General features: G+C 60.5%; 15 protein-coding genes and 1 pseudogene. 3 read left to right on the plus strand and 13 right to left on the minus strand.

Going from position 1 to position 17,908, the window contains the following annotated elements:
• The 6 genes from paaF to paaA are packed head-to-tail and all read right to left on the minus strand — an operon-like array spanning position 1 to position 4,343.
• On the minus strand, positions 1-768 hold the full coding sequence (gene paaF / locus AB1E37_RS13685) for a 2,3-dehydroadipyl-CoA hydratase PaaF (RefSeq protein WP_004190392.1): 768 nt from the start codon (positions 766-768) through the stop codon (positions 1-3).
• Positions 765-1,835: a 1,2-phenylacetyl-CoA epoxidase subunit PaaE gene (gene paaE, locus AB1E37_RS13690; RefSeq protein WP_367776808.1), complete on the minus strand. Its 1,071-nt coding sequence runs from the start codon at positions 1,833-1,835 to the stop codon at positions 765-767. Before paaE ends, paaF begins: the two co-directional genes overlap by 4 nt.
• Positions 1,836-1,842: 7 nt before the next feature.
• Positions 1,843-2,340, minus strand: coding sequence for a 1,2-phenylacetyl-CoA epoxidase subunit PaaD (gene paaD / locus AB1E37_RS13695; protein WP_029602614.1), 498 nt, complete (start codon positions 2,338-2,340; stop codon positions 1,843-1,845).
• 11 nt (positions 2,341-2,351) lie between these two features.
• The gene (gene paaC, locus AB1E37_RS13700) at positions 2,352-3,107 is read right to left on the minus strand and encodes a 1,2-phenylacetyl-CoA epoxidase subunit PaaC (protein ID WP_004212293.1); all 756 of its coding nucleotides are present in this window, start codon (positions 3,105-3,107) and stop codon (positions 2,352-2,354) included.
• Positions 3,108-3,114: 7 nt separating this feature from the next.
• Entirely contained in the window at positions 3,115-3,402 is a 288-nt protein-coding gene (paaB, locus tag AB1E37_RS13705) for a 1,2-phenylacetyl-CoA epoxidase subunit PaaB (protein WP_025368181.1), read from the minus strand.
• Positions 3,403-3,413: 11 nt separating this feature from the next.
• Positions 3,414-4,343 carry a 1,2-phenylacetyl-CoA epoxidase subunit PaaA gene (gene paaA, locus AB1E37_RS13710; RefSeq protein ID WP_004176377.1) on the minus strand — a complete coding sequence of 310 codons (930 nt, stop codon included), beginning with the start codon at positions 4,341-4,343 and terminating at the stop codon, positions 3,414-3,416.
• A 286-nt stretch (positions 4,344-4,629) separates the two neighbouring features.
• Here paaA and paaZ point away from each other — a divergent pair, with 286 nt between their 5' ends.
• Together paaZ and tynA are read left to right on the plus strand one after the other, a co-directional pair.
• Complete coding sequence (paaZ, locus tag AB1E37_RS13715) at positions 4,630-6,675, plus strand: phenylacetic acid degradation bifunctional protein PaaZ (protein ID WP_020802307.1); 2,046 nt, start codon at positions 4,630-4,632, stop codon at positions 6,673-6,675.
• Positions 6,676-7,151: 476 nt separating this feature from the next.
• On the plus strand, positions 7,152-9,419 hold the full coding sequence (tynA, locus tag AB1E37_RS13720; protein WP_004190410.1) for a primary-amine oxidase: 2,268 nt from the start codon (positions 7,152-7,154) through the stop codon (positions 9,417-9,419).
• Between the two features lie 2 nt (positions 9,420-9,421).
• On the opposite strand, the gene AB1E37_RS13725 is transcribed toward tynA, so the two are convergent.
• The 7 genes from AB1E37_RS13725 to AB1E37_RS13755 form a co-directional block, all read right to left on the minus strand.
• Complete coding sequence (locus tag AB1E37_RS13725) at positions 9,422-10,405, minus strand: zinc-dependent alcohol dehydrogenase family protein (protein ID WP_162881888.1); 984 nt, start codon at positions 10,403-10,405, stop codon at positions 9,422-9,424.
• A 22-nt stretch (positions 10,406-10,427) separates the two neighbouring features.
• Positions 10,428-11,246 (minus strand): phytanoyl-CoA dioxygenase family protein, encoded by an 819-nt coding sequence (locus AB1E37_RS13730; RefSeq protein ID WP_004224479.1) that lies wholly within the window; start codon positions 11,244-11,246, stop codon positions 10,428-10,430.
• 24 nt (positions 11,247-11,270) lie between these two features.
• Positions 11,271-12,428, minus strand: coding sequence for an acetylornithine deacetylase (gene argE, locus AB1E37_RS13735; RefSeq protein WP_032447521.1), 1,158 nt, complete (start codon positions 12,426-12,428; stop codon positions 11,271-11,273).
• On the minus strand, positions 12,421-13,095 hold the full coding sequence (locus AB1E37_RS13740; protein WP_004190420.1) for a DUF1028 domain-containing protein: 675 nt from the start codon (positions 13,093-13,095) through the stop codon (positions 12,421-12,423). Before AB1E37_RS13740 ends, argE begins: the two co-directional genes overlap by 8 nt.
• Positions 13,092-13,526: a RidA family protein gene (locus AB1E37_RS13745; protein ID WP_004190423.1), complete on the minus strand. Its 435-nt coding sequence runs from the start codon at positions 13,524-13,526 to the stop codon at positions 13,092-13,094. The genes AB1E37_RS13740 and AB1E37_RS13745 overlap by 4 nt, the downstream gene beginning before the upstream one ends.
• 24 nt (positions 13,527-13,550) lie before the next feature.
• Entirely contained in the window at positions 13,551-14,810 is a 1,260-nt protein-coding gene (locus AB1E37_RS13750) for an NAD(P)/FAD-dependent oxidoreductase (protein ID WP_032447520.1), read from the minus strand.
• A 169-nt stretch (positions 14,811-14,979) separates the two neighbouring features.
• On the minus strand, positions 14,980-15,894 hold the full coding sequence (locus tag AB1E37_RS13755; protein ID WP_004190428.1) for a LysR substrate-binding domain-containing protein: 915 nt from the start codon (positions 15,892-15,894) through the stop codon (positions 14,980-14,982).
• 488 nt (positions 15,895-16,382) lie between these two features.
• Between AB1E37_RS13755 and AB1E37_RS13760 the strand changes: the two are divergent.
• Positions 16,383-17,902: pseudogene (locus AB1E37_RS13760) on the plus strand (amino acid ABC transporter permease/ATP-binding protein).
• Positions 17,903-17,908 lie beyond the last annotated feature (6 nt).

Raw genomic sequence — 17,908 nt, forward strand, 5'->3', positions numbered from 1 at the left:
TTAGCGTCCTTTAAATTCCGGGGTACGTTTTTGTAAGAAGGCGTCGATGCCTTCGCGGCGGTCCTCGGTGGCGCTCAGCAGGCTAAACAGCTGGCGCTCCTGTTGTAGACCGGCCTGCAGGCTGACTTCCTGCGCCAGGCGTAGCGACTGTTTTGCCGCCCGTAGCGCCAGCGGCGAATGGCGGGCAATGGTGGTTGCCAGTTTCAGGGCATACTCATCGGTTAACGCCGCCGGATGGATATCACTGACCAGCCCGGCCTGCTGCGCCTGGCGGGCGTCAATACTCTCGCCGCTCAGCACCATCCGGCTGGCCAGCGCCTTGCCAACGCTGCGGATCAGCCGCTGGGTGCCGCCCGCGCCCGGCATTATGCCGAGGGTAATTTCCGGCAGGCCAAAGCGGGCGTTGTCGCCGGCGACAATCAGGTCGCACAGCAGGGCCAGCTCGCAGCCGGCGCCGAGGGCGTAGCCGTTGACCGAAGCGATGAGCGGTTTAGTAAAGGCATCAATTCGCCCCCATAACCGTGGGCGAATATCATCCAGGGTGGCAGGAAGATCTTTTTCCGCCATTTCATTGAGGTCAGCCCCGGCGGCGAAAAAACGCGCGTTACCGCGAATAACGCAGACGCCGACGCTGTCATCAACTGCCGCCGCCTCCAGCGCCTCGGCAATCTGGGTTAATAAGGCATTGTTCAGCGCGTTGCGGGCCTGCGGGCGGTTCAGCGTCAACTGAAGCACCCGGCCATGACGGTGGATCAGCAGGTCGCTCATGCCATCCCCCGCGCGTCAAAGTCGACCACCACATCGCCGCTGGTCGGCAATGACTGGCAGCTCAGCACGTAGCCCGCCGCCAGCTCATCCGCTTCCAGGCTGTAATTGGCGGCCATCGCCACTTCACCGCGCAGCACTTTGCATTTACAGGTGGCGCATACCCCGCCCTTACAGGCGAACGGCAGATCGGCGCCCTGACGCAATGCGGCATCCAGGATGCTGTCGTCTTCGGCGCTGAGGGCGATAAGCCGATCGCGCCCGTCCTGGCGGATGGTCACCGTGCGCCCTTCCGCCTGCACTCCAGCGACCCGCTTCACATTGCCGCCTGGGGTATTAAAGCGTTCGAGATGAATCGATTTCTCCGCTACGCCAAGTTCACGTAACGTCGCTTCCGCCTCGTCCATCATCGCCGCCGGCCCGCAGATAAAGGCCTCGTCAAAACGGCTGAAATCCAGCAGATGGTCAGCGAGCTGGCGCAGTTTGTCGCCGTCAATGCGCCCCTGTAGCAGATCGCTGTCCATCGACTCCTGGCTAAACAGGTGGATCACCTGCAGGCGCTGCGGATAGCGGTCTTTTAAATCGGCCAGCGCCTGGCGGAACATCATGCTATGGCTGCTGCGGTTGCCGTAGATCAGCGTAAAGCGGCTTTGCGGCTCGGTCGCCAGCGTCGCGCTCATGATCGCCATCATCGGCGTGATCCCGGAGCCGGCGGCAATCGCCAGATATTCTCCCTGCCGTTCGGCCTGCGGTTGATAACCGAAATGCCCCTGCGGCACCATCACCTCCAGCTCCATACCCTGCTGGATATCGTGCTGGGCGTAGCGCGAGAAGCGTCCGCCGTCGATGGCTTTGACCGCGACGCTAATTTCGCCTGGCGTGCGGCTGTGACAAATGGAGTAACAGCGGCGCAGTTCTTCGCCGCCCAGACGGGCTTTTAGCGTCAGATGCTGGCCCGGGCGAAAACAGTATTCCGCCTGCAGGGCTTGCGGGATCGCAAAAATGATGGTCACCGCATCGCGGGTTTCCGGCTCGACTCTCGCCACCTTAAGCGAATAGAACGTCGTCATGGCAACCTCAAATACATTTAAAGTAATCAAAAGGTTCCCGGCAGCTGTCGCAGCGATAGAGCGCTTTGCAGGCCGTGGAACCGAATTCGCTAATCAGTGAGGTATGGGTGCTGCCGCAGCGCGGACAGCTCACCTCAGCGGGCATATCCGCATGGCAGGCGTGCCCCTGGGGCGGGCTGATGCCGTACTGGCGCAGGCGCTCGCGGGCATCCTGACTCATCCAGTCGGTGGTCCACGGCGGATCCAGCTGCAGGACGATATGTACCGGCTGAAAGCCATGCTCGCTCATGACCGTGCGGATCTCCCCCAGCAGATGCTCCGTCGCCGGACAGCCCGAATAGGTCGGGGTAAAGCCAATCACCCAGCCGTCGCCATGGCGCGCGACGCTGCGCACCATACCAAGGTCGGTGATGGTGAGTACTGGCACTTCCGGATCCGGGATCGCGCTTAATAATCCCCAGATGGTGCGAACCTCTGCAGGAGCGATATCGGCAAGACATTGCATAGTCACCTCACTTACCACTGCAGTCCGGGATGCGAACGCTGCAGATACTGCATCTCCGCCAGCAGCGGGCCGAGATGTTCACTGTGCAGCCCCTGTTTGCCGCCGCTGCGGAAGGCCGCTTCCTGCGGGATCTGTAAGCCGGAGTCGAGAAGCGCCGTGTGTACCGCGCTTTGCCATTCGGCCTGCAGTTCACGCGGATCAACCGCAATGCCCTGCTCAACCAGGCTGAGCTCCACTTCATCAGCCAGGAACAATTCGCCGGTGAAGCGCCACAGATTGTCGACCGCCTGCTGCATTTTGCGATTTGATAATTCGGTGCCGTTACCCAGACGCTCCAGCCAGCCGCGGCTAAAGCGCTGGTGGTAACGCACCTCTTTTAGCCCTTTAGCGGCAATGGCCGCCAGCTGCGCGTCGCGGCTGTTCACCAGCCGGCTGAACAGGGCGACATGCCAGACGTCGATAAAGAACTGGCGGGCGATAGTGTCGGCAAAATTGCCGTTTGGCTGCTCCACCAGCAGCAGGTTGCTGAACTGGCGCTCATCGCGGCCAAAAGCCAGCGTATCTTCGTCGCCGCAGCCGTTAAGCTCGGCGGCATAGCTTAAAAAATTGCGCGCCTGGCCGAGCAGGTCGAGGCCGATATTGGCCAGCGCAAGATCGATCTCGAGCTCGGGAGCATGTCCGCACCAGGCGCCTAAACGCTGGGCCAGAACCAGACCATTGTCGCCAAGCCGCAGGGCGTAGGTGGCTACGGGGTTAGGGTTATTCATCGCCGCCTCACATATGTTCCATGCCGTCCGGCACGATATAGAAAGTCGGATGACGGTAGACTTTGCTTTCCGCCGGGTCGAAGAATTCGCCGCGATCTTCCGGCTGCGAAGCAACGATTTCGCTGGCCTTCACCACCCAAATTGAGCAGCCTTCGCTGCGGCGGGTGTAGGCATCACGGGCATTCTCCAGCGCCATTTGATCATCGGCAGCGTGCAGACTGCCGACGTGACGATGGGATAACCCCTGTTTGCTGCGAACGAACACTTCATATAACGGCCAGTAAACTTTGCTCATGTTGTCTCTCCTCATGCCGCGCTGCGGGCCTGCTGTTTTTGCGCATGGGCCAGCGCGGCTTCGCGCACCCATTCGCCCTCTTCCCAGGCCTTACGCTTGGCGGCCAACCGCTCGTGATTGCAAATGCCACGGCCGCTAATCACCTCGTTAAATTCCTGCCAGTCGATTTCGCCGAAGCGGTAGTGGCCGCTGGCTTCATCAAACTGCAAATCCGGGTCCGGGACGGTCATACCGAGGATCTCTACCTGCGGCACGGTATTGTCGACGAAGCGCTGACGTAGCTCGTCGTTGGAGTGCAGTTTGATTTTCCACGCCATGCTGCGGGCGCTGTTCGGCGAGTTGTCATCGTTGGGGCCGAACATCATCAGCGCCGGCCACCAGAAGCGGTTAATAGCGTCCTGCAGCATCTGCCGCTGCGCGTCATTGCCCTGCGCCAGCGCCATGCAGGCTTCAAAACCCTGACGCTGGTGAAAGCTCTCTTCTTTGCAGATTTTGACCATCGCCCGGGCATAGGGGCCGTAGGAGGTCCGGCACAGCGCCACCTGGTTGACGATGGCCGCGCCATCGACCAGCCAGCCGATCACGCCGATATCCGCCCAGCTGAGGGTCGGGTAGTTAAAAATGGAGGAGTATTTCATCTGCCCGTCGAGCATCTTCTGATACAGGTCTTCCCGGGCGCAGCCAAGGGTTTCCGCGGCGCTATAGAGATACAGCCCGTGTCCAGCCTCATCCTGTACCTTAGCCAACAGGATCGCTTTGCGGCGCAGCGTCGGCGCGCGGGTGATCCAGTTGCCTTCCGGCAGCATGCCGACGATCTCCGAGTGCGCGTGCTGGCCTATCTGCCGAATCAAGGTTTTACGGTAGGCATCCGGCATCCAGTCCTGCGGTTCGATGGCCGTTTCCTGCGCGATGCGCTGGTCAAAGCGTTGTTCTTCTGTCACGTCATCACCTTTATGATTCCGATATTCACAACAAAAACATTTATGTGAATCACTTTGTTTATTGAAGGTTACATATTGGTTAAATAAAACCACAAATTTTGTTTGCTCTTTTTGTGATAATCTCCGCAAAACCTTTTGTAAACCACAATTAATACAGTAAGTTAAGCATAAGGCGTAACGCCGTCGCGATCACAATGTTAATAATTTATTAAATACAGGCTTGCATTTTATGATTCATAAAAGAACTATTTATAGATATCACACGTAACACATTTGGAGATTTGCGATGCAGCAGTTAGCCAGCTACTTATCCGGCGCCTGGCAGACCGGCCGGGGCCGCGCCCGTACTATCCATCACGCCATCACCGGCGCGGCGCTTTGGGAGGTGACCAGTGAAGGCCTGGATATGGCGCAGGCGCGCCGCTTCGCGATTGAGCGCGGTGGTAAAGCCCTGCAGGCGATGACCTTTATTGAACGCAGCGCGATGCTGAAAGCGGTGGCGAAACACCTGCTGGAGCAGAAAGACCAGTTCTACGCCATCTCCGCGCAAACCGGCGCCACTCGCGCCGACAGTTGGGTGGATATTGAAGGCGGTATCGGTACCCTTTTCACCTATGCCGGGCTCGGTAGTCGAGAATTACCGGACGATATCCTGTGGCCGGAAGACGAGCTCATCCCGCTCTCCAAACAGGGCGGTTTTGCCGCGCGTCATGTGCTAACCTCGAAATCAGGCGTCGCCGTCCATATCAACGCCTTCAACTTCCCCTGCTGGGGAATGCTGGAAAAACTGGCGCCCACGTGGCTTGCCGGTATGCCGGCGATCATTAAACCGGCCACCGCTACCGCCCAGCTCACCCAGGCAATGGTGAAAGCGATTGTCGACAGCGGCCTGGTGCCGGAGGGCGCCATCAGCCTGATTTGCGGCGGCGCGGGCGATCTGCTCGACCACCTCGATAGCCAGGACGTGGTGACCTTTACCGGGTCAGCCGCCACCGGCCAGCAGCTACGGGCGCACCCTAACCTGGTAGCCAAATCCATTCCCTTTACCATGGAAGCAGATTCACTCAACTGCTGCGTGTTAGGCGAAGACGTCACTCCGGAGCAACCGGAATTCGCGCTGTTTATTCGGGAAGTGGTCCGCGAGATGACGGCGAAAGCCGGGCAAAAATGTACCGCTATCCGCAGAATCATTGTGCCACTGGCTCAGATTAATGCGGTTAGCGATGCACTGATCTCCCGCCTGCATAAAGTAACCGTCGGTGACCCTGCGCAGGAGGGCGTTAAGATGGGGGCCCTGGTTAATAGCGAACAGCGTCAGGACGTACAGGAGAGCGTCAATAAGCTGATAGCCGCTGGCTGCGAAGTACTGCTCGGTGGAGAGGCGGATCTCAGCGCGGCCGGCGCATTTTTCCCGCCGACCCTGTTGTACTGCTCACAGCCGGATGAAACGCCAGCGGTTCACGCCATTGAAGCTTTTGGTCCGGTGGCGACGCTGATGCCGTATCGTGACCGCCAGCATGCGCTGACGCTGGCGCGCGCCGGCGGCGGCAGTCTGGCGGGGACGCTGGTCACCGCCAGCGGCGAGCTGGCGCGCGAGTTTATCCTCGGCGCCGCCCGCGCCCATGGCCGTATTCAGATACTGAACGAGGCGTCCTCGGTCGAGTCAACCGGCCACGGTTCGCCGCTGCCGCAGCTGGTGCACGGCGGCCCCGGCCGCGCTGGCGGCGGAGAAGAGCTTGGCGGGCTGCGTTCGGTGAAACACTATATGCAGCGTACCGCGGTCCAGGGCAGCCCAACGATGCTGGCGACCATCGGTCAACAGTGGGTGCGCGGCGCCCAGGTGAACGAAGACCGTATTCACCCGTTCCGCAAATATTTCGAAGAGATTCAGCCTGGCGACAGCTTATTAACCCCGCGCCGAACCCTGACCGAAGCGGATATCGTTAACTTCGCCTGCCTGAGCGGCGATCATTTCTACGCGCACATGGACAAAATCGCCGCCGCCGAGTCGATTTTTGGCGAGCGGGTGGTCCACGGCTATTTCCTGATCTCCGCCGCGGCCGGGCTGTTCGTCGATGCCGGCGTCGGGCCGGTTATCGCCAACTATGGGATGGAAAACCTGCGCTTTATTGAGCCGGTCAAACCGGGCGACACCATTCAGGTTCGCCTGACCTGTAAGCGTAAAACGGTCAAACGTCAGCGCAGCGCCGATGAGAAAGCCACCGGCGTGGTGGAATGGGCGGTGGAGATTTTCAACCAGCACCAGCAGGCGGTGGCGCTGTATTCCATTCTGACCCTGGTGGCGCGTCAACAGGGAGATTTCCCGGCGTGATAGCGAAAAATAGACCGCTGGCGCTCTGTTGGCCGACCCTTTAGCCATTGATACTGCAATCGGTTTGCAACGGTTTCGCCCCGGGAAGTCCTTTATGTTATCCGTGGCTTCAGCGCACATTGCGCTCCCGGTTAATCGTCTGCGTTATGCCTGGCATAGCGCAGGGAGCGCACAGGGGGCGGCCAGTCGCCGCTGCCCCCTGTACCCCCGGGCTCGGGCCAGCAAGAATGGTGAATAAATTAACGGCAGGCCGCACGGCCCCCAGGCCGGGTAAGGCGTCAGCCGCCACCCGGCAAAAAAATCAGCGCACGTTCTCAATGCCTCTGCGGAGGCATTTTTTACGTCCGTCTGGCAAAACTGACAAACAAGCTGGCAAAAGCAAACAAACGCCCCGGCACCGCTGGCTGGTAGCTTAAGGATGACAAAGCCGACATTCGCAGCGGCAAGAGACAACACAACAATAAGATGAGGTCACAATGGCAAACGGCTTGAAATTTTCTCCTCGTAAAACCGCGCTGGCGCTGGCCGTGGCGGTGGTTTGCGCCTGGCAATCACCGGTCTTCGCTCACGGTAGCGAAGCCCACATGGTACCGCTGGATAAAACGCTGCAGGAATTCGGCGCCGATGTGCAGTGGGATGACTACGCGCAAATGTTCACCCTGATAAAAGACGGCGCTTACGTCAAAGTAAAGCCCGGCGCCAAAACGGCGATCGTCAACGGTAAATCCCTTGACCTACCGGTGCCTGTGGTAATGAAGGAAGGTAAAGCCTGGGTTTCCGATACCTTTATCAACGATGTGTTCCAGTCCGGTCTCGATCAGACCTTCCAGGTGGAAAAGCGCCCGCACCCGTTAAACTCGCTCTCGGCGGCGGAAATCAGTGAAGCAGTGACCATTGTCAAAGCCGCGCCGGAGTTTCAGCCGAATACCCGCTTTACTGAGATTTCCTTACACGAGCCGGACAAGGCGGCGGTATGGGCCTTTGCCCTGCAGGGAACGCCGGTCGATGCTCCCCGCACTGCCGATGTGGTGATGCTCGATGGCAAACACGTCATTGAAGCCGTGGTCGATCTGCAAAACAAAAAAATCCTCTCCTGGACGCCGATCAAAGGCGCCCACGGGATGGTGCTGCTCGATGACTTCGTTAGCGTGCAGAACATCATCAATGCCAGCAGCGAATTCGCTGAGGTGCTGAAAAAGCACGGTATTACCGATCCTGGCAAAGTGGTCACCACCCCGCTCACCGTTGGCTTTTTTGATGGCAAAGATGGCCTGCAGCAGGATGCGCGTCTGCTGAAGGTGGTCAGTTATCTGGATACCGGCGACGGCAACTACTGGGCGCACCCGATTGAAAACCTGGTGGCGGTGGTCGACCTTGAAGCGAAGAAAATCATCAAAATCGAAGAAGGTCCGGTGATCCCGGTCCCAATGGAGCCCCGTCCGTATGATGGTCGCGACCGCAACGCCCCGGCGGTGAAACCGCTGGAGATAACCGAACCGGAAGGCAAAAACTACACCATTACCGGCGATACCATTCACTGGCAGAACTGGGATTTCCACCTGCGTCTTAACTCGCGCGTCGGACCAATTCTGTCAACGGTGACCTACAACGATAACGGCACAAAACGCCAGGTGATGTATGAAGGTTCCCTCGGCGGGATGATCGTCCCCTACGGCGACCCGGACGTCGGCTGGTATTTCAAAGCCTACCTCGACTCCGGCGATTACGGCATGGGCACCCTGACCTCGCCGATTGTTCGCGGTAAAGATGCGCCGTCAAATGCGGTACTGTTGGACGAAACTATCGCCGATTACACCGGCAAACCGACCACTATTCCAGGCGCGGTGGCCATATTCGAACGCTATGCCGGGCCTGAGTATAAGCACCTGGAGATGGGCAAACCCAACGTCAGCACCGAACGCCGGGAACTGGTGGTACGCTGGATCAGCACCGTCGGCAACTACGACTATATCTTTGACTGGGTGTTCCACGACAACGGCACCATCGGTATCGATGCCGGCGCCACCGGCATTGAAGCGGTGAAAGGCGTGCTGGCGAAGACCATGCATGACCCCAGTGCCAAAGAGGATACCCGCTACGGAACGTTGATCGACCATAATATTGTCGGCACCACTCACCAGCACATCTATAACTTCCGCCTCGACCTCGATGTGGACGGCGAGAACAACACCCTGGTGGCGATGGATCCTGAAGTGAAGCCCAACACCGCCGGCGGCCCGCGCACCAGCACCATGCAGGTGAATCAGTACACAATCGATAGCGAGCAGAAAGCGGCGCAGAAATTCGACCCGGGCACTATCCGCCTGCTGAGCAACACCAGCAAAGAGAACCGCATGGGCAACCCGGTCTCATACCAGATTATCCCTTACGCCGGCGGCACGCACCCGGCGGCGACCGGTGCCAAATTCGCCCCGGACGAGTGGATATATCATCGCCTGAGCTTTATGGATAAACAGCTGTGGGTGACGCGCTACCACCCGACAGAGCGATATCCGGAAGGGAAATACCCGAACCGTTCCGCCCACGATACCGGCCTGGGCCAGTACGCGAAGGATGATGAGTCGCTGACTAACCACGATGACGTCGTGTGGATCACCACCGGCACCACCCACGTGGCGCGCGCCGAAGAGTGGCCGATCATGCCGACCGAGTGGGCGCACGCGCTGCTCAAGCCGTGGAACTTCTTTGACGAAACCCCTACTCTGGGCGAAAAGAAAAAGTAATCTTAACCAGCGGTGAAATCCAGCAGGATCTTACCGCCTCTTCCCGGCTGGCCGGCGGCGGCAATCGCCTCCCGCCAGTTGTTCAACGCTATACGCTGGGCCGGCGGCTGGGAGGTCGTCGGCAGGCGCTGCCAGATTTCGTCGAACGCTGCCCGCCACGCCGCCACGCTGAGTGTCGGCAGCGCCTCCCGCAGATGAAACTTGCGCACCGTCGCGCTACCGCGCGTCTGGGTCAGCGGCCGCCCGGATAACAGCCCATAGGAGATCAGGGTCGACGACCCGGGCAGCACCGACAGCAGCGTATTCGCCAGTTCGCCGCCCACCGCGTCAAACACCAGATCGCTGTGCTGGCTGACCTTCTCCATCAGCGCCCGGTCGGTATCGAGGATCGGATAGATCCCGACCTGTTCCAGGCGCGCCCGATGCTGCGGCGAGCGAATAATCCCGCTCACCGAGCGGGCGCCCATCGCCAGCGCCCACTGTCCCAGCAGACTGGCGCAGGAGGACGATGCCGCGGTCAGCACGAGGTGTTTTCCGGCAACCGGCCAGCGCTTGAGCATCAGCATCGCCGTCAGCGGATTGATATACCCGCGGGCGGCCAGCAGATCGTCAACTGCCGGCGGCACCGGCACCAGCCAGGTCTCATCCAGATCGATAAACCGCTGCCAGGTGCCGCCCCCGCGCAGGGGCAGCACCCGCTGGCCCGCGGCCAACCGGCTGCCGTATGGCGCGGCGACCACCTCGCCAAGGCCTTCATAGCCGGCGACGGCCGGCAGTCGGGTGCGGTGGCGATAGGCGCCGGTCACGGGGATCAGATCCGAAGGATTCACCGGGGCAAAGCGCATCCTGACCCGCACCCGTCCGCCCGCCAGCGGCGCCAGCGGCAGGCGTTTCAGGGTCAGCACGGCGGCCGGCGGCCCGTAGCGGTCATAAACAATGGCGTCGTTGAACATCGACTGGCTCCAGACAGCGAAAGGCGGGATCATAGCAGATCCCGCCGCCAGTGGCTCACGCCCGCGGCCAAACCTGGGGGAACAGCGGGGAATCCAGCGGGTCGCCGTCCCGCAGGGTCAGCTCGGGGAACGGTGGCGACGTCACGCCGCCGCGATCGGCAAACGAGGCGTCATCCCCCACCCAGCGGGCGGAGAAGACCCGTCGCGCCCGCGCGCCGGGGTTGCCGCGGGCGCCATGGACGGTGCGAAAATGGAAGGCCACCGCATCCCCCGGCTCCAGCGCCCAGCTGACGATATCGTATTCGTCCTCATGGGCGTCGATATCCGGCAGGGTGCTGAACCGGGTGTGCTCGTAAAGCTTAGTGCCATTGAAACGGGTAGGACTGAACTCCTCCTCCCAGCGATGCGACCCGCGAATGCAACGCAGCGAGGTGGCCTCCGCCACCGGGTCCAGCGGGATCCAGAAGCTGACGTTCTGCCTGCCGGAGACGCAATAGTAAGGCTGGTCATGATGCCAGGGAGTCACCGTGCTGCCTCCGGCCGGTTTGACCAGCGTATGTTCATGGAAAAATTTCGCCGTCTGCGACTGCATCAGCGCCGCCGCGATCTCGGCGGCCGCTGACTGAAAGACAAACTCGCTAAACGCCGGGATCCGCGACCAGTTGCAGTAGTCCTGAAAAAAAGGCGGCGAACCATCTTTGGGGATCACCGTGCGCGCATGACCATACTCGCTGGGGCTGGCCATCAGCGCCGTGACCCCTTCGGCGAGGCGCTCGACCCAGGGGGTAAAGACGCCTTTTAATAACACCGCGCCATCCGCCTGCCAGCGGTCGATGGTCGCTTGATCGATGTGGGGAGAGTGTTGATTGTGCATCGCTTGGGTTCCTGTGTTGAGGGATCAGGTGAGCGGTTCCGCCGGTTCGGCACGCATCCACGCGCAAAGCTGTCTCAGCATCGTCATACAGCGCTCGGTCTGCGCGATGCTGATGTACTCATCGGCCTTATGGCCCTGGGCCATGCTGCCCGGTCCGCAGACCAGGGTCGCGACGCCCATCTCATCGAACAGCCCTCCTTCGGTGCCGAACGCCACGGTGGAGAAGCGGTCGCTGCCGCACCACTGCGCCAGCCAGCGGGCGAAGTCGGACTGCGGATCGCTGAGCAGCGGCGGATAGTGGCTTAACAGCTGGAACTGGATGTCGCTCCCGCTGCCTACCCGGCGCATCTCCGGCAGCAGCTGGCGATGGGCGTAGGCCGCCAGCGCCTCGGTGACCGCTTCGGGACGCATCCCCGGCAGGTAGCGGATCTCAAAATCAAAGCGGCAGGACTGCGGAACAATGTTCAGCGCGGCCCCACCCTGAATGGTGCCCACCTGCAGCGTGCTGAAGGGCGGCGAAAAGCGGCTGTCCTGCTGCCGGGCCAGACGCACGCCCAGCCGATCCAGGTGGTTGATCAGTCTCGCCGCGTAGCGGATGGCGTTCACCCCCTGCGGGGCATAGGCCGAATGGCAGGCTTGCCCCTCGATGCAGCAGCGCATGGCCAGTTTGCCTTTATGACCGAACACCGGCTGCATCTCTGTCGGCTCGCCGATGAGGCACAGCGCCGGTTTCTCCGGCGAGGCCTGCAGAAAATCCACCAGGCTGCGCACGCCGAGACAGCCGACCTCTTCGTCATAGGAGAAGGCCAGATGCAGTGGCATGCGCAGCGGCGCCGCCAGAAAGTCATCCACTGCCGCCAGCACGCAGGCGAGAAACCCCTTCATATCGGCGCTGCCGCGGCCATAGTAGCGGCCATCGCGCTCGGTCAGGCTGAAAGGCGGAACGCTCCAGGCCTGGCCGTCCACCGGGACCACGTCGGTGTGGCCCGAGAGCATCACCCCACCGCCGCCGGACGGCCCCAGCCGGGCGTAGAGATTGGCCTTACCGCCCGACGGGTCATAAAAGCGGCGGGACGCCACGCCGCGGGCAGCGAGAAAATCGGCGATCCAGTTGATCATCGCCAGGTTCGAATGGCGGCTGGTGGTGTCAAAAGCCAGCAGCGCGGCGAGGATGTTATTCATCGCCGGGGACGCCATAGGCGGGCGCCTCGCGCGGGTCGAGCGCCCGGGTAATATAGGCGTCCATTTGCGGCTCCCAGGCCAGCCACAGCTGCTCAAGGGCCGCCAGCGGATCCACCTCCGCCCAGTCAATGCGCAGGTCGACCACCGGCCACGGGTAATCGTCCACCACCTTCACCGCCGCCGAGTGGACCGGCCCGGCCTCGCCCCCGGCGACGATCCCGGCGCGCAGCCCGGCCAGCAGCCGGCTGGCCAGCTCTCCGGTGGCGGCCTCAAAGGCGCCCACCATCGCGGCGATTACCCCCTGACCGGCCAGCATGTTACCCGCCGCCACGCAGTTATCCCCCGCCAGGGCGCCGCCGATCCCGAGGGTGAACTCCCCGCTGAACACCGCCGTGTCGCCGTTGGCGTCAATCGCCGCGACCTGGCGATATTCGCGGAAGCGATCCTCCGCCAGGGCCAGGTTCAGGGCCTGCTCAACGCTGGCCCCCGCTTCGAGCGCGCTGAGGATCTGCGGCCCCAGCGACGGCAGGGTTATGTTCTGACTGGCGACCGCGCCGACGCCGGGCAATAGCCACGGACAGCGCGATCCCACGGCCATGCTCGACGAACTAATGGCAATGCCGAGCTGACCTGATTCCGGGCAGCGGGCGCTAATAGAGAGAGTCATTCTGCTGCCTCCCCCTGCCAGTCGTCAGGGATCACCGCCGTAACGTCAATCTCCATCAGCCACTGCGGCTGCGCGAGGGCCGACACCACCACCCCGGTGGAGATGGGAAAGACACCTTTTAACCATTTGCCCACCTCCTGATAGACCGGCTCGCGATAGCGGGGATCGATCAGATAAGTGGTGGTCTTGACGATATGCGAGAGGTCGCTTCCCGCCTCTTTCAGCAACTGTTCAACATTCTTCATTGCCTGCTCCGCCTGCGCCCGCGGGTCGCCGAGGCCAATCAGATTGCCGGCGAAGTCGGTGCCAACCTGGCCGCGAACGTAGACGGTATTGCCGGCCCGCACCGCCTGGCACAGATCGTTGTTCAGCGCCTGGTTCGGGTAGGTCTCTTTGGTGTTAAACATGCGAATACGGGTATGAGTTGGCATCAAAGCACTCCTTAAGGAAAACGGTTAACAGGACGGCTGGTAACGCTGGTACTGGCGCTGAATGGCGATCTGGTCGGCAATATATTTGGCATCGTGCCAGACGCCCCAGATAAAGGTGGACCCGCGCCGCGAGAGCCACGGCAAGCCGAGGAAATAGACGCCCGGCTCCGTCGATACGCCGCGGTGATGCTGTGGCCGCTGTGCGTCATCGAAGGCGTTGACCTTCAGCCAGCGATAGTCAGTGGTGTAGCCCGTCGCCCAGATGATGGTGCCGATCCCGGCCTCGGCCAGATTGAGACTGAGCAGCGGGTCGGTAACGCAGGCCGGATCGGGCAGAAATTCGCGGGCGGAGGGCTCTTCGGGCAGGTCCATGCCGTTGCGGGCCACCCACGCGTCCGCGGCGTCGAGCAGCGCAAGGTAGGAGGCATCGCCGCGGCGGATATTCTCCGCCAGGTCGGGGTGAAACAGTGCTTTGTCACCGTCAAAGCCGCGGGTCTGCCCCACTAACGTGACCCCCTGATGCGCCAGCTGGCGAAAATCGACGGTATGGCCGCCGCGCGCGCCGCTCACCGCGATAGTGACATGCTCTTTACCCGGCGCATTGGCCGCGGCATCCCACATCCCCAGCACCCCGAGCCACCAGCAAAAATCGCGCTGACGATAGCGACGCGGCGGGCGGTCGTGCGCTCCCACCGACAGCCACACCGCGCGTCCGGCCCGCTGTAGCTCATCGGCAATCTGCACGCCGGAGGATCCTGCGCCAATCACCAGCACACCGCCCTCCGGCAGCTGCTGCGGGTTAAAATAGTGCGCGGAGTGGAGCTGCTGAATAGCCGGACTCTGTGGGGCAATGGCCGGGATCACTGGCCGCTGAAACGGCCCGGTGGCCGCTACGATCCGCTGCGCTTCAATCCCCCCCTGCGAGGTGTCAATACGAAAGCCCGGCCGTCCGGCGAGGCGTTCGGCGCTGTACACCTCCACCCCGGTACGGATCGGCGCATTGAAGCTGCGGGCATAGGCGGCAAAATAGTCCGCAACCTGCTCTTTGCCGACAAAGCTGTCCGGCGGGCAGTCCGGGAACACCATCCCCGGAAACCGATCGTGCCAGGCCGGGCCGTTGGCCACCAGCGAATCCCAGCGCCCGCTGCGCCAGGCCTGGGCAATACCCTGTTTCTCCAGCACCAGGTGGGGGATATCCAGCCGGGTCAGATGCTCGCTCATGGCGACGCCCGCCTGCCCCGCGCCGACCACCAGGGTATCGATCTCGGTAATCTGTTCAGTCATTTCGCTATCCTTCAAGCACAGTTGCCGACGACGTCGCCGGAATTGACGGCTTTCAGGTTATTTAACTGTGACGAATTGGTAAAATATTATAAAACGATCGACTGAATAGAATTTTACGAGGCTGAGTGACGACAAAAAAATAACGCCTGCCGGATCGACAGGCGTTATTTCAGGCGTGAGTTGGGGTTAATTCGATGCTGCGACAATAATCCATAAACAGTTGCGTCGGCCGCGTGGGCTCATTATTCGCGAGATGCGCCATAATTAAGGTCGAGGCGGGCATCTCGTCGGCAATATCCCGCTGCACCACTCTTTCGCCATCGTAGGTCATATCGCAGCAGGGCCGGGTGACCAGCACCGAAAAACCCAACCCCTGACCCACCATACAGCGCACCATTTCAATGGAGGGGGAACTGTAAGCCACTTCCGGGTGATAACCCTTTTCCTTAAAGATGGAGATAAAATAATTTTTACTGGGGACCGCATCGAGGAGGATCATCGGCTCGCGGCTCAGCTCCTGCAGCGTCACCTGCGCCTTCTGCGCCAGCGGATGCGCGGCGGGCAGCAGCGCGTAGGGTTTATGCGGGGCATTGAGCCGCTCTTTATTGATCGAATGGCCGAGCTCCAGATCGTAAACCAGCGCCAGGTCGAAGCGGCCGCGGTGCAGGCCATGCATCAGCTCATGCTGTTCGCCGTCGTACAGATGCAGGGTGATTTCCGGATAGCATTTCTTAAACCCGGCCACCAGCTTCGGCATATACAGCGGAGCCACCGATTCGAAGCAACCGATGGAGATCATGCCAGAAACCAGCTCTTTATCCGCTCGCGAATTCTGTTCGAACTCCCAGGACAGGCGCAGCAGCTCTTTCGCTTTATCGTAGATCCGCCGACCGCTGGAGGTGAGCGAAACGCCCTGCGCATGGTGGCGAATAAACAGCTGCTGGTCGAAGGTGCTCTCCAGATTCTTGATGGCAATCGAAATCGACGGCTGCGCAATGTGCAGCTGGCGGGAGGCCTCGGCGATACTCTCCGTCTCCACCACGGTGACGAAATATTTGAGCTGCTTCAGGGTAAATCGGTTCATAGCATCACCATTGATAAAATATGGTCCGGCGCACACAGGGAATAGTTTTCCTCTAAGTCCCAAGCAATCCGCGTGCCACCCCCGGAAAAGAGCGGCGCATTGCCCGACAAGGGGCGACAATATTTATTATTGCTCTACGCCCGCGTGGTTTATTTCCACCATTGCACCATCATGCGCCACGCTGCACGCCAGACTGGCAGCGTCTGCCCCAGTTTCGCGCAAAATAACCTGTCTGCTCAAAATAGCGTTATTGAATTACAGTCATTGTTTTTAAATTGTTTACGCAAAGTATCTTAACAATCACTTTAAATTCCATATCGTTAATATCGCTGTATAGTTTTTTTAAACTTAAAGGCCAAAAATTTACTAATTGCCTCTGAAAGCATCCTGCCAGCATAGTGTATTCGCACGATGAATACCGGTGGCTCCCCATTACGGCACAGCCGAGCCACTTTCATTTTTGATAATTATGACGAGTGAAATAGCCCATGACGTTTAACTGGAACTACATGTTAAGCCTGCTCAGCGATGCCGATTTTTGGTGGGCCACCTGGACCGTCATTAAATTAAGTCTGCTGACCTGGGGCTGCAGTATTGTGCTCGGATTTATTCTGGCGCTGGCCAAACAGTCGCCGCGCGGCTGGTTATCCACCCCAGCCCGGCTGTATATCTGGTTATTTCGCAGTATGCCGCTGCTGGTCCTGCTGATTTTTGTCTACAACATGCCGCAGGCGCTGCCCTCCTTCGCCCCGGTGCTGAACGATCCCTTCTGGGCCGGCCTGCTGGCGATGGTTCTCAGCGAAGCGGCTTATATCGCCGAGATCCACCGCGGCGGATTGCTCTCCATCCCTCGAGGGCAGAGCGAAGCCGCGCGGGCCCTGGGGTTGCGCTACGCCGGGATCCAGTGGCGGGTGATCATCCCCCAGGCGCTGCGCGTCGCCCTGCCGGCGCTGGCCAATGAATATATCGCCATCGTGAAGCTCAGTTCGCTGGTGTCGGTGATCTCCCTGACCGAAATATTGATGGTCGGCCAGCAGCTCTACTCGCAGAACTTTCTGGTCATGGAGACGATGACGGCCGTGGCGTTTTATTACATCTTTATCGTCACGGTGTTCGATTTTCTGCTGAAACGGCTGGAGAACTACCTTGACGTAACCCAGCGCAATACCGCTCGTCCGGTAGATGCCGAGATGCAGCGGCTGGCCAGCGCCCGCCGCCCGGCGATGGCGCGCAGCGTCACCCAGAGTCATGAGCCGGCACTGCAGGCCTCTAAGCTGCATAAGGCCTACAACAACGTCGAAGTGCTGGGGGCGGTGAGCCTGCAGATCCAGCCCGGCGAGGTGGTCTCGGTCATCGGTCCGTCAGGCTCGGGGAAAACCACCCTCATTCGCCTGCTGAACGGTCTTGAGCAGATCGATAACGGCGAAATTCAGATTAACGGCCAACCCTTTATTCACCTCGACCGCCAGGGGCAGCAGAAGCCGCGCTTTATGGAGAATGCCGAACATCGCCTGAACATCGGCATGGTGTTCCAGAGCTTTAACCTGTTCCCGCATCTGACCGTGTTCGGCAATCTGCTGCTGGCCCCGCGCTATCACCATCTGGCAAGTGACGCGGAGCTGCGCCAGCACGCCTGCGAACTGCTGCACAAAGTGGGCAGCTGGAGCACGCCTGGAAGTATCCACACCAGCTCTCCGGCGGACAGCAGCAGCGGGTGGCGATCGCCCGCGCCCTGATGATGCGTCCGCAGATCATGCTGTTCGATGAGCCCACCTCGGCGCTGGATCCGGAAAAAGTGAATGAAGTGCTGCAGGTTATCGAATCCCTGGCCCACGAAGGCATCACCATGGTCATCGTCACCCACGAGATGAACTTCGCCTTCAAAGTGTCCGACCGGATCGTGTTTATGGAGAAAGGCCGGGTGGTGTGCGATGACACGCCGCAGGCGATGCGTAGCGGGCAGCACCCGCGGGTCGAGGCCTTTCTCAAAGATGTTTCTCTGGCTTAACTATCG

This window comes from Klebsiella sp. Shm-1 (assembly GCF_040804525.1).
Classification (GTDB): domain Bacteria; phylum Pseudomonadota; class Gammaproteobacteria; order Enterobacterales; family Enterobacteriaceae; genus Klebsiella; species Klebsiella pneumoniae.

What these genes read in the sequence shown, in the direction of transcription:
- paaC (WP_004212293.1), bottom strand. Translation starts at nt 3,107, where the DNA reads ATGAATAACCCTAACCCCGTAGCCACCTACGCCCTGCGGCTTGGCGAC.
- paaF (WP_004190392.1), bottom strand. Translation starts at nt 768, where the DNA reads ATGAGCGACCTGCTGATCCACCGTCATGGCCGGGTGCTTCAGTTGACG.
- tynA (WP_004190410.1), top strand. Translation starts at nt 7,152, where the DNA reads ATGGCAAACGGCTTGAAATTTTCTCCTCGTAAAACCGCGCTGGCGCTG.
- paaB (WP_025368181.1), bottom strand. Translation starts at nt 3,402, where the DNA reads ATGAGCAAAGTTTACTGGCCGTTATATGAAGTGTTCGTTCGCAGCAAA.
- AB1E37_RS13730 (WP_004224479.1), bottom strand. Translation starts at nt 11,246, where the DNA reads ATGCACAATCAACACTCTCCCCACATCGATCAAGCGACCATCGACCGC.
- paaD (WP_029602614.1), bottom strand. Translation starts at nt 2,340, where the DNA reads ATGCAATGTCTTGCCGATATCGCTCCTGCAGAGGTTCGCACCATCTGG.
- AB1E37_RS13725 (WP_162881888.1), bottom strand. Translation starts at nt 10,405, where the DNA reads ATGATCCCGCCTTTCGCTGTCTGGAGCCAGTCGATGTTCAACGACGCC.
- paaE (WP_367776808.1), bottom strand. Translation starts at nt 1,835, where the DNA reads ATGACGACGTTCTATTCGCTTAAGGTGGCGAGAGTCGAGCCGGAAACC.
- AB1E37_RS13750 (WP_032447520.1), bottom strand. Translation starts at nt 14,810, where the DNA reads ATGACTGAACAGATTACCGAGATCGATACCCTGGTGGTCGGCGCGGGG.
- AB1E37_RS13740 (WP_004190420.1), bottom strand. Translation starts at nt 13,095, where the DNA reads ATGACTCTCTCTATTAGCGCCCGCTGCCCGGAATCAGGTCAGCTCGGC.
- AB1E37_RS13745 (WP_004190423.1), bottom strand. Translation starts at nt 13,526, where the DNA reads ATGCCAACTCATACCCGTATTCGCATGTTTAACACCAAAGAGACCTAC.
- argE (WP_032447521.1), bottom strand. Translation starts at nt 12,428, where the DNA reads ATGAATAACATCCTCGCCGCGCTGCTGGCTTTTGACACCACCAGCCGC.
- paaZ (WP_020802307.1), top strand. Translation starts at nt 4,630, where the DNA reads ATGCAGCAGTTAGCCAGCTACTTATCCGGCGCCTGGCAGACCGGCCGG.
- AB1E37_RS13755 (WP_004190428.1), bottom strand. Translation starts at nt 15,894, where the DNA reads ATGAACCGATTTACCCTGAAGCAGCTCAAATATTTCGTCACCGTGGTG.